Source organism: Pseudomonas sp. ZS1P83, from assembly GCF_054897825.1.
Window position 1 is genome coordinate 959,658 of sequence record NZ_CM142706.1, and the last position, 16,350, is coordinate 976,007.

A 16,350-nucleotide genomic window follows, 5' to 3' on the forward strand; every position below is an offset into this window, starting at 1 on the left:
GCATTTTTCTCTGTTTGTCGGCGCCCCTCGAATCATTACGAGCGGTGGTATTGGGCTGTTTATTATTGGGAAGCCGTAATGATTGGCATAAAAAGCATTGCGAGCTACGTTCCTGTAGCCGGCGTGGACAATTACGCACAAGGTGCAAAATTCGAGAAGGATGAAGAATTCATCCTGGGCAAAATCGGTTCCGCCTTCCTGCCGCGCAAAAACGCTGAGCAAGAAACGTCGGACCTGTGTGTCGAAGCAGCCAACGCGCTTTTCGCCAATAACCCCGATTTGAAACGTGAAGCCATCGACGTACTGATCGTCGTCACCCAGAACGGCGACGAAGAAGGCCTGCCGCACACCGCCGCCATCGTTCAGGACAAACTGGGCCTGCCGACCACCGTGGCCGCGTTCGATATTTCCCTGGGCTGCTCCGGCTACGTTTACGGCATCTATGCGATCAAGGGCTTCATGGAAGCCGCAGGCCTGAAGAATGGCTTGCTGATCACCGCTGATCCGTATTCGAAGATCGTCGACCCGGAAGACCGCAACACCACCATGCTGTTCGGCGACGCCGCCACCGCGACCTGGATGGGCGAAAACGCGCCATGGCAGCTGGGCAAAGCCAAGTTCGGCACCGACGGTTCCGGGGCCCCGCACCTGAAAGTCACCGACGGCGTGTTCTTCATGAACGGTCGTCAGGTGTTCAATTTTGCGTTGCTCAAAGTCCCGGCGCATTTGCATGAGCTGCTGGCAGACTCGCAACTGACGGCTGACGATATCGATGCCTTCTGCATCCACCAGGGCAGTGCGGCGATTGTCGATGCTGTCGCCCGACGCTTCGAAGGCGAGCCGGAGAAATTCATCAAGGACATGGTCGAGACCGGTAACACCGTGTCATCGAGCATTCCGCTGCTGCTGGAAAAACACGTCCTGGATTCCGACTGGAAGCGCGTTGCGTTGAGTGGTTTTGGTGTGGGACTGTCCTGGGGTTCGGCGATCATCTATCGTCCTTGAACCACAACCCCGATACAAAAATAGCGTTCAAGGTATAACCTTGGACGCTATTTTTTTGCCTGTAAGAAGAGCGAGGCAGCATGAGCAAAAGCTTTGACGACAATGCTCAGGTGATAGAGCGACGCTGGCCGGCGCTGCATATCCGATTGATGCTGGAAGACAGTGCTTCGGTCCAGGCTGAGTTGATTGAAGGGCTAGGCTCGACGCTGAGCATCGGCGGCATTCAGCTCACCAGTCGCCATGATCGTGTCCATGAAGCCCGCGTACAGGCGGCCAGTCTACCGACTGGCAAGGCACAGTTGCATGTCTATGGCACTGGCCTCGGCGATTTGCCGACTGTCCTGCTGGAGCGTGCCGAGCTTGAGCGGCTGTATGTACACATCCTCAACGGCGCCCTGTTTGTGTTGGTGCTGCAATTGCTCGACCAGCGGCAATGGCTCGACGATCCGCGGGTGGAGCTGCTATATGCCGGTGATCAAGCGGATATCTACACACCGTTTTTTGCGCTGCCCTGCGAGATGGTGCTGGCAGACGACTTCAACGCGAAGATTCGCGATCGCCTGGTCAGTGAAGTGCACCTGAGTTTCAACAACCGCGATTTCGATCCGCAATCCCCGGTGATTCTCCAGCGCTTGCAGGACAGCCTTGAAGTGCTGCTCGCCGACGACGATGTTGCGCAGCTGTTCGGTACGTGCGCGGACCGGGAAATCTATGTGATCGGCACCGGGCCCAGCCTGGAAGGGCATTTCGAGCAGTTGGCGGCGATACGCGAACAGGTGCCGCGACCTCTGTTCATGTGTGTCGACACCGCTTATCGACCGTTGCGCGAACACGGAATCAAGCCAGACATGGTGGTGAGCATCGATCAGCGCATCAGCTTCCGGCATTTGCCCTTCGAGGACTCTGACGGCATCCCGCTGGTGTACCTGCCCATGAGTGATCCACAGGTGTTGAAAGCCTGGAAGGGCAAGCGCTATGGGGGTTACTCGGCCAGCCCGATCTATGCCACGTTGCGTCGCCAGCACCGCAGGGCGCAACTGTACGTGGGCGGCAGTGTGATTCATCCGGCCGTGGACCTGGCGGTGAAGATGGGTGCCGACCGCATTACCCTGTTTGGCGCCGACTTCGCCTTCCCCATGAACAAGACCCATGCCGGCTGGAGCGATGGTGATCTGGGACCTGGGGTAAATCTGGCCCGGCACTGGGTGCGCGACGGGCATGGCGAGCGCGTCAGGACGCAGCTGAATTTCCGCAGCTACCTGTGTGAGCTGGAGCGATACATCGCCGGGCACCCCGAGGTGCGCTTCTTTAACAGCAGCCGGGCGGGCGCGATGATTGCCGGCACGCAGTTCAATCAGGAGTTCGTGCAGTGAGTGCGCTGTCGCAATGCATCAACGAATGCCGCCAGTGTGCAGGGTTGTTTCGGCTGGGCCGCGATGTCGAAGCGGCGTTGACCATGGTTGATGTGTTCGATGAGGCGCAGCGACTGTTGTCGACGGCGCCCCGGGAGGTTCAGCTTAAGTGGGCGCAGGTGCTCACACAGATGCTGGCCTGCCAGGAGCGCCAGGATTGGCTGGGGCTTGCTGACTTCATGGAGTACGAATTGGTCGATTTGCTGCAAAGCGTGCAGGCTTGAAAAAGCCGGGTGACGGCTCTGGTTGGGATGTTTGGGCGCCGGACGGTTTTATGGCGTCATTTTTCGGGTGGTCGGGGGGCTAAACCATTGTTTTCTAGGGGGTGGCAGTGTGATGGCAATATTTTTTTAAAAAGCCCTCAAGCAACCTGCATTCCCGACGATAACTATTACGAAGGTTCTCTAGGCCATACCCGGCGGTTGCCAGGGCCGGAAGCCGCAGTACCCAACCAACGAGGAATTCGTCATGGCTTTAACAGTAAACACCAACACCACGTCGTTGAACGTTCAGAAAAACCTGAACCGCGCTTCCGACGCTCTGTCGACTTCGATGTCTCGTCTGTCTTCCGGCCTGAAAATCAATAGCGCTAAAGACGACGCTGCCGGCCTGCAAATCTCCAACCGTATGACCAGCCAGATCCGCGGTCAGAACGTTGCAGTTAAAAACGCCAACGACGGTATTTCGATGGCTCAGACCGCTGAAGGCGCTCTGCAAGAATCGACCAACATTTTGCAACGTATGCGTGAACTGGCTGTACAAGCACGTAACGGCACCAACGGTACTGCTGACCAAACTGCAACCAACTCCGAATTCGCTCAGATGTCTGACGAATTGACCCGTATCTCGGCTTCGACCAACCTGAACGGCAAAAACCTGCTGGACGGTTCGGCTGGCACCATGACCCTGCAAGTGGGTTCGAACACCGGTACTGCTAACCAGATCGACCTGACCCTGAGCTCCAAGTTCGACGCCGTCAGCCTGTCGGTTGGCAGCGGTACTGCCGTTCTGACCGGTGCTACCAGCGCCGCCGCCGCTACCAACATCGACAACGCGATCACCGCGATCGACGCTGCTATCGCTTCCATCGGTAAGACCCGTGCAAACCTGGGTGCTTCGCAAAACCGTCTGACCAGCACCATCTCCAACCTGCAAAACATCACTGAAAACGTTACTGCTGCACAAGGTCGCGTACAAGATACCGACTTCGCCGCAGAAACCGCTAACCTGACCAAACAGCAAACTCTGCAACAAGCTTCCACTGCTGTTCTGGCCCAGGCTAACCAGCTGCCATCCGCTGTACTGAAGCTGCTTCAGTAATTTCGGATTGAGTTTTGGCGGGGGAGTGCGCTTGCGTGCTCTCTCGCTTTTTCCGTTTAAGAGGTGATGGTCATGGACATGAGCGTGAAGCTGAACTTGTCTTACCCGACCGCGAAAACGGCGGTCAGCACTACCGATAAGCCAGCCGAAAAGCCAGCCGAAAAGCCTCGCGTCGAAAGCATCCAGGCTGTCGCTGCAACGGGTAAAAGCTCGGATTCTGACAATTCGGATAAGTTGAAAATGGCCGTTCAGGAGATCGAAAAGTTCGTTCAGTCGGTCAAGCGTAATCTGGAGTTTTCTATCGATGAAACGTCCGGCAAAGTCATCGTCAAGGTGATCGCCAGCGAATCCGGTGAAGTTATTCGACAGATTCCGTCGGCGGAAGCGATGAAATTGGCTGAAAGCCTGCATAACGCCAGTAACGTGTTGTTCGATGTGAAAGCCTGACACTGGCATGAAACGTGTTTGTACGTTCATTGGCCGCATCTAGTGGTCAAAAGCCCGGCGACACACAGATAGGGAGATGCACATGGCAAGTCCAATTTTACCGGGTTCGGGTCTAGGGTCCGGCCTCGACATCGGTTCGATCGTGACCGCGCTGGTCAATTCCGACAAGTCGGCCAAGCAGACGCTGATCACCAAACAGACGTCGATCAACACGGCGAAGATTTCCGCCACAGGTGCGTTGAAATCGGCTCTGGCGGCGTTCCAGACGGCCATGACGAATCTCGGCAAAAAAGACGCGCCTGCGTTTTCGGGTTTTACCGCGACTTCGAGCGCGCCGACGACGTTGACCGTCACCTCGGATAACACGGCGGTGAACGGTAGCTATAGCGTTGTAGTGAACAACCTGGCAACCGGTTCGAAAGTGGCCAGCGCGGCGTTTGCCGGCGGTGCCAGCAGTGCCATTCCGACTGGTACATTGAAAATCAGTCAAAATGGTATTGATTACCCGGTGACCATTGCCAGCGGCGCGACCTTGCAGTCGACCCGTGACGCGATCAACACCACGCTGCAAGGCAAAGGTATCAGCGCCAACATCGTCACCGATTCCAATGGTTCGCGATTGGTTATCGGTTCAACGGTGACAGGCGCAGGCTCGGATCTTAAGGTCAGCGGTATCGCCGGCCTGGAAATCGACGGTGCCAATAGTTTGGGGAACACTCCAGCCGCCGGTGCTTCCGGCAACATTGGTGGTTTGGCCAAGGATGCAAAGGTCACCATTGATGGCCTGACCGTCACCAGCAAAAGCAACACGATCAGCCAGGCGGTCGGCGGCATCAGCATGACCTTGGTAGCGGAAAGTGCGACACCGGTAACGGTCACGGTAGGCACCAATACCGAAGGCCTGAAAACTTCGCTGCAATCGTTCGTCGATGCTTACAACAGCGTGATCAACACCCTGACCTCCCTGACCAAGCCAAGCCTTGATGATGAAGGCAACCCGACCATCGGGGCGGCAATGACCGGTGACTCTCTGCCACGTAACCTGATCACTGCCGTGCGCAATGAACTGGTGGCGCCTGGGGCGGGCGGCCAATTGTCAGTACTGTCGCAGTTGGGCATCCAGACCGACCAGAAGACTGGCGCGCTGACCCTCGACTCTACCAAGTTCACCGCCGCCATGGCGAAGCCGGGCATGAGTAGTTCGGTACAGGCCCTGTTCACCGGGACTGACGCAAAAAATGGTTTGCTGGCACGTATGTCGGCTGCGATCACTCCTTACTCCCAGACAGGCGGTATCCTCGATCAGCGCAACAGCAACCTGAGCAAGGTCCAGAAGGACCTGAGCAGTCAGCAGTCGGCACTGGACCTGCGGGTGACTAACCTGACGGCCTCGCTGACCGCGAAGTACAATGCGATGGACCTGTTGGTCGGCCAGATGAAGGCCACTGCCAGCAACATCACTGGCTTCTTTGAGACGTTGAACGCACAGAAGTCCAACTAGTCATGAGCTGACGCCAAAAACCCGGCCACACCCTTTCAGGTGCGCCGGGTTTTTGTCTTCTGATCTAAAGTTTTTTGATTCGCAGGCGATACACTGGTCATACGAGTCATTGAGTGGCAATGAGGTAGAACATGAATCCGATGTTAGCCCTTCGGCAATACCAGAAGGTAGGGGCGCAAGCCCAGACGTCCGAAGCGAGTCCGCACCGTCTGGTGCAAATGCTGATGGAAGGCGGTCTGGATCGTATCGCTCAGGCCAAAGGTGCGATGGAGCGCAAAGACATTCCTGGCAAAGGTGTGTCGATCAGCAAAGCGATCGGCATCATCGGCGGATTGCGTGAAGGTCTGGATCTTGAAAAGGCGGCTGAAACAGTCGGCGAACTCGATCGTCTTTACGCTTACATGATGAAGCGCCTCGCCGAGGCCAACATCAAAAGCGACCCGCGGATTCTCGATGAAGTCGCTGGTTTGCTTCGTACGGTGAAAGAAGGTTGGGATGCTATCGCCGCGCCAGGTCCGCAGTTCTAAGGAGATCACCATGAGTCTTGTATTGCAGCGAATCGAACAAACCCGTGATGGGCTGGTCGGTGCTTTGGCAGAGCGTAACTGGGAAGCCATTGGTGAACTGGACCTGGCTTGCCGTTCCTGCATGGAAGACGTCTTGAGTGAAGCTTCGGTGGACGAGGCCGCGTTGCGCGACAACCTCGAGGAGTTGCTGGGGGTGTATAAACAGCTTCTGGAGGCAGCGACAGGGGAGAGGCAAGCGATAGTCGACGAGATGTCGCAGATCCACCAAGCACAGAACGCGGCAAAGGTTTACCATCTGTTTGGTTAATTAATCCCCGGTTAATCCAAACATAGTGCGCCATAAATTTGACTGTGCACGGTTTTTTGACTTAACTAGTGGCTGTTTCCAGATTTCAGGCGTCTACAGGCATAACGTGTCTGCAAGCGTCTAGCTTGCCCCTCATTTTGGGCATTGAGTTGACTAGGGAAGTTGCAATTGCATGTGGCGTGAAACCAAAATTCTGCTGATTGATGACGATAGCGTCCGTCGCCGCGACTTGGCCGTGATTTTAAATTTTCTTGGCGAAGAAAATTTACCCTGCGGTAGCCATGACTGGCAGCAGGCCGTCGGCTCATTGTCGTCAAGTCGTGAAGTGATCTGTGTCCTCATCGGGACAGTCAATGCTCCTGGCGCACTTACGGGCTTGTTAAAGACACTCTCTACCTGGGATGAGTTCCTTCCGGTTTTGTTAATGGGCGATAATTCTTCCATTGACTTACCAGAAGACCAGCGTCGGCGAGTGCTTTCGACCCTCGAAATGCCACCCAGCTACAGCAAATTGCTCGACTCCCTGCACCGTGCCCAGGTCTATCGCGAGATGTACGACCAGGCCCGTGAGCGCGGTCGTCATCGCGAACCCAATCTTTTCCGTAGTCTTGTCGGCACCAGCCGGGCGATTCAACACGTCCGTCAGATGATGCAGCAAGTTGCCGACACCGACGCCAGCGTGCTGATCCTCGGCGAGTCCGGGACCGGCAAGGAAGTGGTTGCGCGCAACCTGCACTATCACTCCAAGCGTCGTAACGCACCGTTCGTTCCGGTCAACTGCGGGGCGATCCCGGCCGAGTTGCTGGAAAGCGAACTGTTTGGCCATGAAAAGGGCGCATTCACCGGTGCAATCACCAGCCGCGCCGGGCGTTTCGAACTGGCCAACGGCGGCACCCTGTTCCTCGATGAAATCGGCGACATGCCGTTGCCGATGCAGGTCAAGTTGCTGCGCGTGTTGCAGGAGCGCACCTTCGAGCGCGTGGGCAGCAACAAGACCCAGAGCGTCGACGTTCGCATCATCGCCGCGACCCACAAGAATCTCGAAAGCATGATCGAGATCGGCACCTTCCGCGAAGACTTGTACTACCGCCTGAACGTGTTCCCGATCGAGATGGCGCCACTGCGCGAACGTGTCGAAGACATTCCTCTGCTGATGAACGAGTTGATCTCGCGCATGGAGCACGAGAAGCGTGGTTCGATCCGTTTCAATTCCGCGGCGATCATGTCGCTGTGCCGTCACGGCTGGCCGGGCAACGTCCGCGAACTCGCCAACCTGGTGGAGCGCATGGCGATCATGCATCCGTACGGAGTGATCGGCGTGGTCGAATTGCCAAAGAAATTCCGTTACGTCGACGATGAAGACGAGCAACTGGTCGACAGCCTGCGCAGCGATCTCGAAGAGCGGGTGGCCATCAACGGTCATGCCCCGGATTTCTCTGCTGGGGCCCTGCTGCCGCCGGAAGGCCTGGACCTGAAGGACTACCTCGGTGGTCTGGAACAAGGGCTGATTCAGCAAGCGCTGGATGATGCCAATGGCATCGTCGCTCGCGCGGCAGAGCGGCTGCGAATTCGTCGCACCACACTGGTGGAAAAGATGCGCAAGTACGGCATGAGCCGTCGTGACGGTGATGAACAGGCGGATGATTGACGCCTGTTTTTCAAGTCCTTCATTTATAGGCGGTTTTTTTTAGGCACGGGTATTGCTACATCCCTCGCAACGTTCCGTTTAACTGACGGTCAGCCAAGCGAGAGAGCACGATGCCCCAAGCCGCCCAGATGTCTCCTGCCCCTGACGCTTCGGGGCAACCGTCGTCCGTAGAGCAGACGAGCCGGCTTGGTCTTGAGCAGGCGTTTACGCTGTTCAACCAGATGTCGAGCCAATTGACTGACTCTTACAGCATGCTTGAGGCCCGGGTCACCGAGCTCAAGGGTGAGCTGGCGTTCGTCAGCGCTCAGCGCATGCAAGAACTGGCGGAAAAAGAACGCCTGGCCAACCGGCTGCAAAATCTCCTTGATCTGTTGCCCGGCGGCGTCATTGTCATCGACGCTCAAGGCATCGTGCGCGAAGCCAATCCCGCTGCCTGCGAACTGCTCGGCCTGCCCCTCGAAGGCGAGCTGTGGCGTCATGTCATTGCCCGCTGCTTTGCGCCCCGTGAAGACGACGGTCATGAAATTTCTCTCAAGGACGGTCGGCGCTTGTCGATCGCCACCCGCTCGCTGGATGCCGAGCCCGGCCAGTTGGTGTTGCTCAACGACCTGACTGAAACCCGTCATCTGCAAGATCAGCTGGCCCGCCACGAACGACTCTCGTCCCTCGGCCGAATGGTCGCCTCGCTGGCTCATCAGATTCGTACACCGTTATCCGCCGCCTTGCTCTACGCCAGTCATTTGACTGAGCAGGAGCTGCCGGTCGAGACCCAGCAGCGTTTTGCCGGGCGCCTGAAAGAGCGTCTGCATGAACTGGAACATCAGGTTCGCGACATGCTGGTGTTCGCTCGTGGCGAGCTGCCGCTGACTGATCGGGTCACGCCCAAGGTGCTGATGCAGTCGCTGCAGGCTGCCGCACTGACCCATGTGCAGGACCTGCCGATTCGCTGGCAATGCGACAGCCATTCCGGCGAGTTGCTGTGCAATCGCGACACACTGGTCGGGGCGATCCTGAACCTGATCGAGAACGCCATCCAGGCCAGTGCCGGCGACGTCCGGTTGAAAGTCCATCTCTATACCCGTGACAACAACCTGCGTGTATCGGTCAGCGACAGCGGTAGCGGCATCGATACGAAAGTACTGGCGCGCCTGGGTGAACCCTTCTTTACCACTAAAACCACCGGAACCGGCCTCGGCCTGACCGTGGTCAAGTCAGTGGCGCGGGCCCATCAGGGAGAATTGCAACTGCACTCGCGGCTGGGTCGCGGCACGTGTGCGCAGGTGATCCTGCCGCTTTTTTGTGGTGAAAAGCACAGCGCTCAGGGATCGGAGTGAAGGACATGGCAATCAAGGTTTTACTGGTCGAGGATGACCGCGCGCTACGCGAAGCATTGGCCGATACGCTATTGCTCGCCGGGCACGATTTCAAAGCCGTCGGTTCGGCGGAAGAGGCGCTGGCAGCGGTCGGTTCCGAGGCGTTCAACCTGGTGCTGAGTGACGTCAACATGCCGGGCATGGACGGCCACCAACTGCTCGGGTTGCTGCGCGCTCGTCAGCCGCAACTGCCTGTGTTGCTGATGACGGCTCACGGCGCCGTGGAGCGGGCAGTCGATGCGATGCGACAAGGCGCGGCGGATTACCTGGTCAAACCGTTCGAGCCCAAGGCGTTGCTGGATCTGGTGGCGCGTCATGCGCTGGGCAGTCTCGGCGCGTCCGAGTGCGAGGGGCCTGTAGCCTTCGAGCCGGCCAGTGCTCAATTGCTGGAACTGGCTGCGCGGGTGGCGCGCAGTGATTCCACGGTATTGATCTCCGGCGAGTCCGGGACCGGTAAAGAAGTGCTGGCGCGTTACATTCATCAGCACTCCCATCGTGCCAGTCAGCCGTTCATTGCGATCAACTGCGCAGCCATCCCCGACAACATGCTCGAGGCCACGCTGTTCGGTCATGAGAAGGGCTCGTTCACCGGTGCCATCGCGGCTCAGGCCGGCAAGTTCGAACAGGCTGATGGCGGGACCATCCTGCTCGACGAAATTTCCGAAATGCCGTTGGGCCTCCAGGCCAAGTTGCTGCGCGTGTTGCAAGAGCGCGAGGTCGAGCGGGTGGGGGCGCGCAAGCCGATTACGCTGGACATTCGAGTCGTCGCGACCACCAATCGTGACCTGGCAGGGGAAGTGGCGGCGGGGCGTTTTCGTGAAGACCTTTACTATCGCCTCTCGGTGTTTCCGCTGGCCTGGCGTCCATTGCGCGAGCGTACCGCCGACATCCTGCCGCTGGCTGAGCGTCTGCTGGCCAAGTACGTCAATAAAATGAAGCATGCCGCGGCAAGGCTGTCGCCTGAGGCACAGGCGTGTCTGATCGGTTATCCATGGCCGGGTAATGTGCGTGAGTTGGATAACGCGATTCAGCGGGCGCTGATCCTGCAGCAGGGCGGTTTGATACAGCCTGAGGATTTCTGTCTGGCCGGGCCGGTCGCCTGTGCGCCGTTGCCAGCCTTGATGCCGACGTCCGTGCGGGTCGTGGAGGTCGAATCCGAGTCGGCCGGGGCACTGGGTGATGACCTGCGTCGCCGTGAATTCCAGATGATCATCGACACCTTGCGCTCCGAGCGCGGCCGTCGCAAAGAGGCCGCCGAGCGTTTGGGCATCAGTCCGCGCACCCTGCGTTACAAGCTGGCGCAGATGCGTGATGCCGGAATGGACGTGGAAGCTTATTTGTTCGCCACCTGATTCGTTAGCAACAGGAAAGCCCGGGACGGCTTTTGTTCAGAACGGCCACGGAGCTGGCACCCTTGTTGCTAACACCTCACTACCCGCCGAGTGAGCGTCAAAAAATTGCGGGTCGCCAAAGACGTAGCTCGTCAAAGAGAGTAGACCATGAGTCAAGGTATTGAATTTAATCGATTGATGCTGGACATGCGCTCCATGCAAATGGATGCCATGTCTGCGTCGAAATCGACTGCCGCAGTCCCTCAACTGGGTGGCAGCAGCTTTGCCGACATGCTCGGTCAAGCCGTCAATAAAGTGAACGACACCCAGCAGGCGTCCAGTCAGTTGGCCAGTGCCTTCGAGATCGGCAAGAGCGGCGTCGACCTGACGGACGTGATGATTTCCTCGCAGAAGGCCAGCGTGTCTTTTCAAGCGTTGACGCAAGTACGCAACAAGCTGGTTCAGGCATACCAAGACATCATGCAGATGCCGGTTTAAGGACGAATTGAGTCATGGCAGAAGCAGTCGCCGATAATGTTCCGGCCAAGGCCACTCCAATAGACGGCAAGCCGCCGCTGTTCGGGTTGTCCTTCCTGGAAAACCTCTCCGAGATGACCATGTTGCGTCAGGTGGGCCTGTTGGTCGGCCTGGCGGCGAGCGTGGCGATTGGCTTTGCCGTGGTGTTGTGGTCCCAGCAGCCGGACTACCGACCTCTGTACGGCAGTCTTGCCGGTATGGACGCCAAGCAGGTCATGGATACGCTGGCTGCAGCTGACATTCCCTATACCGTTGAACCGAATTCCGGTGCCTTGCTGGTCAAGGCTGATGACCTGTCCCGTGCGCGAATCAAACTGGCGGGCGCTGGTGTCACTCCCAGCGATGGCAACATCGGTTTTGAAATTCTCGACAAGGACCAGGGCCTCGGTACCAGCCAGTTCATGGAGGCGACCCGTTATCGTCGCGGTCTCGAAGGCGAACTGGCCCGCACCATCTCCAGCCTGAACAACGTCAAGGGTGCCCGCGTGCACCTGGCGATTCCGAAAAGTTCGGTGTTCGTGCGCGACGAGCGCAAGCCGAGCGCTTCGATTCTGGTGGAGCTGTATTCCGGCCGTTCACTGGAACCTGGCCAGGTGCTGGCGATCATCAACCTGGTGGCCACCAGCGTTCCCGAACTCAGCAAATCCCAGATCACCGTCGTCGACCAGAAGGGCAACCTGCTGTCGGATCAGGCGGAGAACTCCGAACTGACCATGGCCGGCAAGCAATTCGATTACAGCCGGCGCATGGAAAGCATGCTGACTCAGCGCGTGCACAACATCCTGCAACCGGTGCTGGGCAACGATCGCTATAAAGCGGAAGTCTCGGCCGACGTGGATTTCAGTGCTGTCGAGTCGACCTCCGAGCAGTTCAACCCGGATCAACCTGCCTTGCGCAGCGAGCAGTCGGTCAATGAGCAACGCACCGCCAGCAATGGCCCGCAAGGTGTGCCGGGTGCTTTGAGCAACCAGCCACCAGCGCCAGCCTCCGCGCCGCAAACCACCGGTGGCGCTACCGCGTCGGCCGGCATGGTGCAGCCAGGCCAGCCATTGATTGATGCCAACGGTCAGCAAATCATGGACCCGGCCACCGGCCAGCCTATGCTCGCACCGTACCCGGCGGACAAGCGTCAACAATCCACCAAGAACTTCGAGCTCGACCGCTCCATCAGCCACACCAAACAACAGCAAGGCCGTTTGAATCGCCTGTCGGTGTCAGTGGTGGTGGACGACCAGGTCAAGATCAACGCGGCCAACGGTGAAACCAGCCGCGCGCCGTGGACCGCCGATGAACTGGCGCGCTTCACCCGTCTGGTGCAGGACGCGGTCGGTTTCGACGCCAGCCGTGGCGACAGCGTCAGCGTGATCAACATGCCGTTCTCCGCCGAGCGCGGTGAAGTGATTGCCGATATTGCGTTCTACTCCCAGCCATGGTTCTGGGACATCGTCAAACAAGTGCTGGGTGTCTTGTTCATCCTGGTGCTGGTGTTCGGTGTGCTGCGTCCGGTGCTCAACAACATCACCGGCGGCGGCAAAGGCAAGCAGCTGGCAGGTTTGGGTAGCGACGTCGAACTGGGCGGCATGGGCGGTCTGGACGGCGAACTGGCCAACGACCGCGTCAGCCTCGGTGGCCCGACCAGCATCCTGCTGCCGAGCCCGAGCGAAGGCTATGACGCACAGTTGAACGCAATCAAGAGTCTGGTGGCAGAAGATCCGGGTCGCGTGGCCCAGGTCGTGAAAGAGTGGATTAACGCAGATGAGTGATAACCGAGCCGTTGCCGCCAAACTGTCCAAGGTCGACAAAGCCGCGATTCTGCTGCTGTCGCTGGGTTCAACCGACGCCGCCCAGGTGCTGCGCCACATGGGGCCCAAAGAGGTCCAGCGTGTGGGTGTGGCCATGGCACAAATGGGCAACGTGCACCGCGAGCAAGTCGAGCAGGTGATGAGCGAGTTCGTCGACATCGTCGGCGACCAGACCAGCCTCGGCGTCGGCTCCGACGACTACGTGCGCAAAATGCTCACCCAGGCACTGGGCGAAGACAAGGCCAACGGCCTGATCGACCGCATCCTGCTGGGCGGCAACACCAGCGGCCTCGACAGCTTGAAGTGGATGGAGCCGCGCGCCGTCGCCGACGTGATTCGTTACGAGCACCCGCAGATCCAGGCGATTGTCGTGGCGTACCTCGACCCAGACCAGGCCGGTGAAGTGCTCGGTAACTTCGACCACAAGGTGCGTCTGGACATCATTCTGCGGGTTTCCTCGCTGAACACTGTGCAGCCTGCGGCCCTGAAAGAACTCAACCAGATTCTCGAGAAGCAGTTCTCCGGCAACTCGAACGCCGCGCGCACCACCCTGGGTGGCATCAAGCGTGCGGCAGATATCATGAACTTCCTCGACAGCTCGATCGAAGGTCAGCTGATGGACTCGATCCGCGAAGTCGACGAAGACCTGTCCGGTCAGATCGAAGACCTCATGTTCGTGTTCAACAACCTGTCCGATGTCGACGATCGCGGGATTCAGGCCCTGTTGCGCGAAGTGTCCTCCGACGTGCTGGTGCTGGCCCTCAAAGGTTCGGACGAAGGCGTCAAAGAGAAGATCTTCAAGAACATGTCCAAACGGGCGGCCGAACTGTTGCGCGACGACCTCGAGGCCAAAGGCCCGGTGCGTGTCAGCGACGTGGAAACCGCGCAGAAAGAAATCCTCACCATTGCCCGCCGTATGGCCGAAGCCGGAGAAATCGTTCTCGGCGGGAAGGGCGGCGAAGAGATGATCTAAGGTCACTATGTCGTCCAAACATGATGAGTCCAACACCGACCTGATCCGTGCCAAGGACGTCGGTGGTTTTGACGTCTGGTCGCTGCCCAGTTTCGACCCTTTTGTGCCGGAGCCCGAGCCTGAACCTGAGCCCGAGCCTCCGGAAATGGAAGAAGTGCCGCTGGAAGAAGTGCAGCCACTGACCCTCGAAGAGCTCGAAAGCATTCGCCAGGAGGCCTACAACGAAGGCTTCGCCACGGGTGAGAAAGAAGGTTTTCACAGCACCGCGCTCAAGGTGCGTCAGGAAGCCGAAGTGGCGCTGACCGCCAAGATTGCTGCTCTGGAGCAATTGATGGGGCATCTGTTCGAGCCCATTGCCGAACAGGACACGCTGATCGAAAAGTCCCTGGTCGACCTTGTGCAGCACATCACCAAACAGGTGATTCAGCGCGAACTGGCCATCGACTCGACGCAGATCGAACGCGTCATGCGCGAGGCTCTCAAGCTCTTGCCGCTGGGCGTGGGCAATGTGCGGCTGTACATCAATCCGCAAGATTTCGAACAGGTCAAAACCCTGCGCGAACGCCATGAAGAAACCTGGCGCATCGTCGAGGACGAGGCATTATTGCCCGGTGGTTGCCGGGTCGAGACTGAACACAGCCGTATCGACGCCACGGTCGAAACCCGCGTTGCGCGGGTCATGGACAAGCTGTTCGATCAATTGCACGAACAGGCATTGCACCCGGCCGCGCCGGACCTGAGCCTGGAACTGCCGATTGACGAGAAACCAACGATCGCGCCGGTCGAACCCGAACTGGACGACCCCGATGCGCCTTGATCGCACCAGCTTCGCCAAGCGTCTCGGCAGCTACGCCGAGGCCACGGAGCTGGAAGGCGCGCCGATCCTTGAAGGCCGCTTGCTGCGCATGGTCGGCCTGACCCTCGAAGCCGAAGGCTTGCGCGCCGCCATGGGCAGCCGCTGCATGGTCATCAATGACGACAGTTATCACCCGGTACAGGTCGAAGCCGAAGTCATGGGCTTCTCCGGCAGCAAGGTGTTTCTGATGCCCGTCGGCAGCGTGGCCGGCATCGCTCCCGGTGCCCGAGTGGTTCCTCTGGCTGATACCGGTCGTCTGCCGATGGGCATGAGCATGCTCGGGCGGGTGCTCGATGGCGCCGGTCGCGCGCTGGACGGCAAGGGCGGGATGAAGGCTGAAGATTGGGTGCCGATGGACGGCCCGACCATCAACCCGCTCAAGCGCGAACCCATCAGTGAGCCGCTGGATGTGGGTATTCGCTGCATCAACGGTTTGTTGACAGTCGGCCGTGGCCAGCGACTCGGCCTGTTCGCCGGTACCGGCGTGGGTAAGAGTGTGTTGCTGGGCATGATGACCCGCTTCACCGAGGCCGACATCATCGTCGTCGGGTTGATCGGTGAGCGGGGTCGTGAAGTTAAAGAGTTCATCGAGCACATCCTCGGTGAAGAAGGGCTCAAGCGTTCTGTCGTCGTGGCGTCCCCGGCGGACGATGCGCCACTGATGCGTCTGCGGGCTGCCATGTACTGCACGCGAATTGCCGAGTATTTCCGCGACAAGGGCAAAAACGTCCTGTTGCTCATGGATTCCCTGACCCGATTCGCCCAGGCCCAGCGAGAAATCGCCCTGGCCATCGGGGAACCACCAGCGACCAAGGGTTATCCGCCATCGGTGTTCGCCAAGCTGCCGAAACTGGTTGAGCGGGCCGGTAATGCCGAGAAGGGCGGCGGTTCGATCACCGCGTTCTACACCGTATTGTCCGAAGGCGATGACCAGCAGGATCCGATTGCCGACGCCGCGCGAGGCGTGCTCGATGGGCACATTGTGCTGTCCCGGCGCCTGGCCGAGGAAGGTCATTACCCGGCCATCGATATCGAAGCGTCCATCAGCCGGGTCATGCCGTCGGTGGTATCGCCGGAGCACATGACTCGCGCTCAGTATTTCAAGCAGCTGTGGTCTCGTTATCAACAGAGTCGAGACCTGATCAGCGTCGGCGCCTACGTTGCGGGTGGTGATCGGGAAACCGATCTGGCGATCTCCCTGCAACCGCAGCTGGTCAAATACCTGCGCCAGGGCCTGAACGACAGTATCAGCCTGGGCGAAAGCGAAGCGTATCTCGCGTCGATCTTCGCCCCCGCGGCCGGCGGGTAACC

At 58.8% G+C, this 16,350-nt stretch carries 16 protein-coding genes; all 16 read left to right on the top strand.

The features are described 5' to 3' along the window. Window positions 1-78 precede the first annotated feature (78 nt). Window positions 79-1,005, top strand: coding sequence for a ketoacyl-ACP synthase III (locus ACYZT0_RS04635; RefSeq protein WP_462044826.1), 927 nt, complete (start codon window positions 79-81; stop codon window positions 1,003-1,005). A gap of 80 nt (window positions 1,006-1,085) precedes the next feature. After that, window positions 1,086-2,378, top strand: coding sequence for a motility associated factor glycosyltransferase family protein (locus ACYZT0_RS04640; protein WP_462044827.1), 1,293 nt, complete (start codon window positions 1,086-1,088; stop codon window positions 2,376-2,378). Further along, window positions 2,375-2,641 (top strand): hypothetical protein, encoded by a 267-nt coding sequence (locus tag ACYZT0_RS04645; protein WP_462044828.1) that lies wholly within the window; start codon window positions 2,375-2,377, stop codon window positions 2,639-2,641. Before ACYZT0_RS04640 ends, ACYZT0_RS04645 begins: the two co-directional genes overlap by 4 nt. Before the next feature lie 244 nt (window positions 2,642-2,885). Next, entirely contained in the window at window positions 2,886-3,737 is an 852-nt protein-coding gene (locus ACYZT0_RS04650) for a flagellin domain-containing protein (protein ID WP_461973504.1), read from the top strand. Between the two features lie 72 nt (window positions 3,738-3,809). After that, entirely contained in the window at window positions 3,810-4,184 is a 375-nt protein-coding gene (locus ACYZT0_RS04655) for a flagellar protein FlaG (protein WP_462044829.1), read from the top strand. A gap of 82 nt (window positions 4,185-4,266) precedes the next feature. Then, complete coding sequence (gene fliD / locus ACYZT0_RS04660) at window positions 4,267-5,685, top strand: flagellar filament capping protein FliD (RefSeq protein ID WP_462044830.1); 1,419 nt, start codon at window positions 4,267-4,269, stop codon at window positions 5,683-5,685. 131 nt (window positions 5,686-5,816) lie between these two features. After that, on the top strand, window positions 5,817-6,212 hold the full coding sequence (gene fliS / locus ACYZT0_RS04665; protein WP_461973501.1) for a flagellar export chaperone FliS: 396 nt from the start codon (window positions 5,817-5,819) through the stop codon (window positions 6,210-6,212). 10 nt (window positions 6,213-6,222) lie between these two features. Next, window positions 6,223-6,519, top strand: a complete 297-nt coding sequence (locus ACYZT0_RS04670; RefSeq protein ID WP_462040781.1) for a flagellar protein FliT — start codon at window positions 6,223-6,225, stop codon at window positions 6,517-6,519. A gap of 172 nt (window positions 6,520-6,691) precedes the next feature. Further along, entirely contained in the window at window positions 6,692-8,167 is a 1,476-nt protein-coding gene (locus tag ACYZT0_RS04675) for a sigma-54 dependent transcriptional regulator (RefSeq protein WP_462044831.1), read from the top strand. A gap of 128 nt (window positions 8,168-8,295) precedes the next feature. Beyond that, window positions 8,296-9,501 (top strand): sensor histidine kinase, encoded by a 1,206-nt coding sequence (locus ACYZT0_RS04680; RefSeq protein ID WP_462044832.1) that lies wholly within the window; start codon window positions 8,296-8,298, stop codon window positions 9,499-9,501. A 5-nt stretch (window positions 9,502-9,506) separates the two neighbouring features. Continuing rightward, complete coding sequence (fleR, locus tag ACYZT0_RS04685; RefSeq protein ID WP_462044833.1) at window positions 9,507-10,892, top strand: sigma-54-dependent response regulator transcription factor FleR; 1,386 nt, start codon at window positions 9,507-9,509, stop codon at window positions 10,890-10,892. A 147-nt stretch (window positions 10,893-11,039) separates the two neighbouring features. Beyond that, entirely contained in the window at window positions 11,040-11,369 is a 330-nt protein-coding gene (fliE, locus tag ACYZT0_RS04690; protein WP_461965193.1) for a flagellar hook-basal body complex protein FliE, read from the top strand. Window positions 11,370-11,383: 14 nt separating this feature from the next. Then, window positions 11,384-13,171 carry a flagellar basal-body MS-ring/collar protein FliF gene (gene fliF / locus ACYZT0_RS04695; protein ID WP_462044834.1) on the top strand — a complete coding sequence of 596 codons (1,788 nt, stop codon included), beginning with the start codon at window positions 11,384-11,386 and terminating at the stop codon, window positions 13,169-13,171. Next, window positions 13,164-14,183 carry a flagellar motor switch protein FliG gene (gene fliG, locus ACYZT0_RS04700; RefSeq protein ID WP_282377484.1) on the top strand — a complete coding sequence of 340 codons (1,020 nt, stop codon included), beginning with the start codon at window positions 13,164-13,166 and terminating at the stop codon, window positions 14,181-14,183. Before fliF ends, fliG begins: the two co-directional genes overlap by 8 nt. Before the next feature lie 7 nt (window positions 14,184-14,190). Continuing rightward, window positions 14,191-15,000, top strand: a complete 810-nt coding sequence (fliH, locus tag ACYZT0_RS04705; protein ID WP_462044835.1) for a flagellar assembly protein FliH — start codon at window positions 14,191-14,193, stop codon at window positions 14,998-15,000. After that, window positions 14,990-16,348 (top strand): flagellar protein export ATPase FliI, encoded by a 1,359-nt coding sequence (fliI, locus tag ACYZT0_RS04710; protein ID WP_462044836.1) that lies wholly within the window; start codon window positions 14,990-14,992, stop codon window positions 16,346-16,348. Before fliH ends, fliI begins: the two co-directional genes overlap by 11 nt. The last annotated feature ends 2 nt before the right edge of the window (window positions 16,349-16,350 follow it).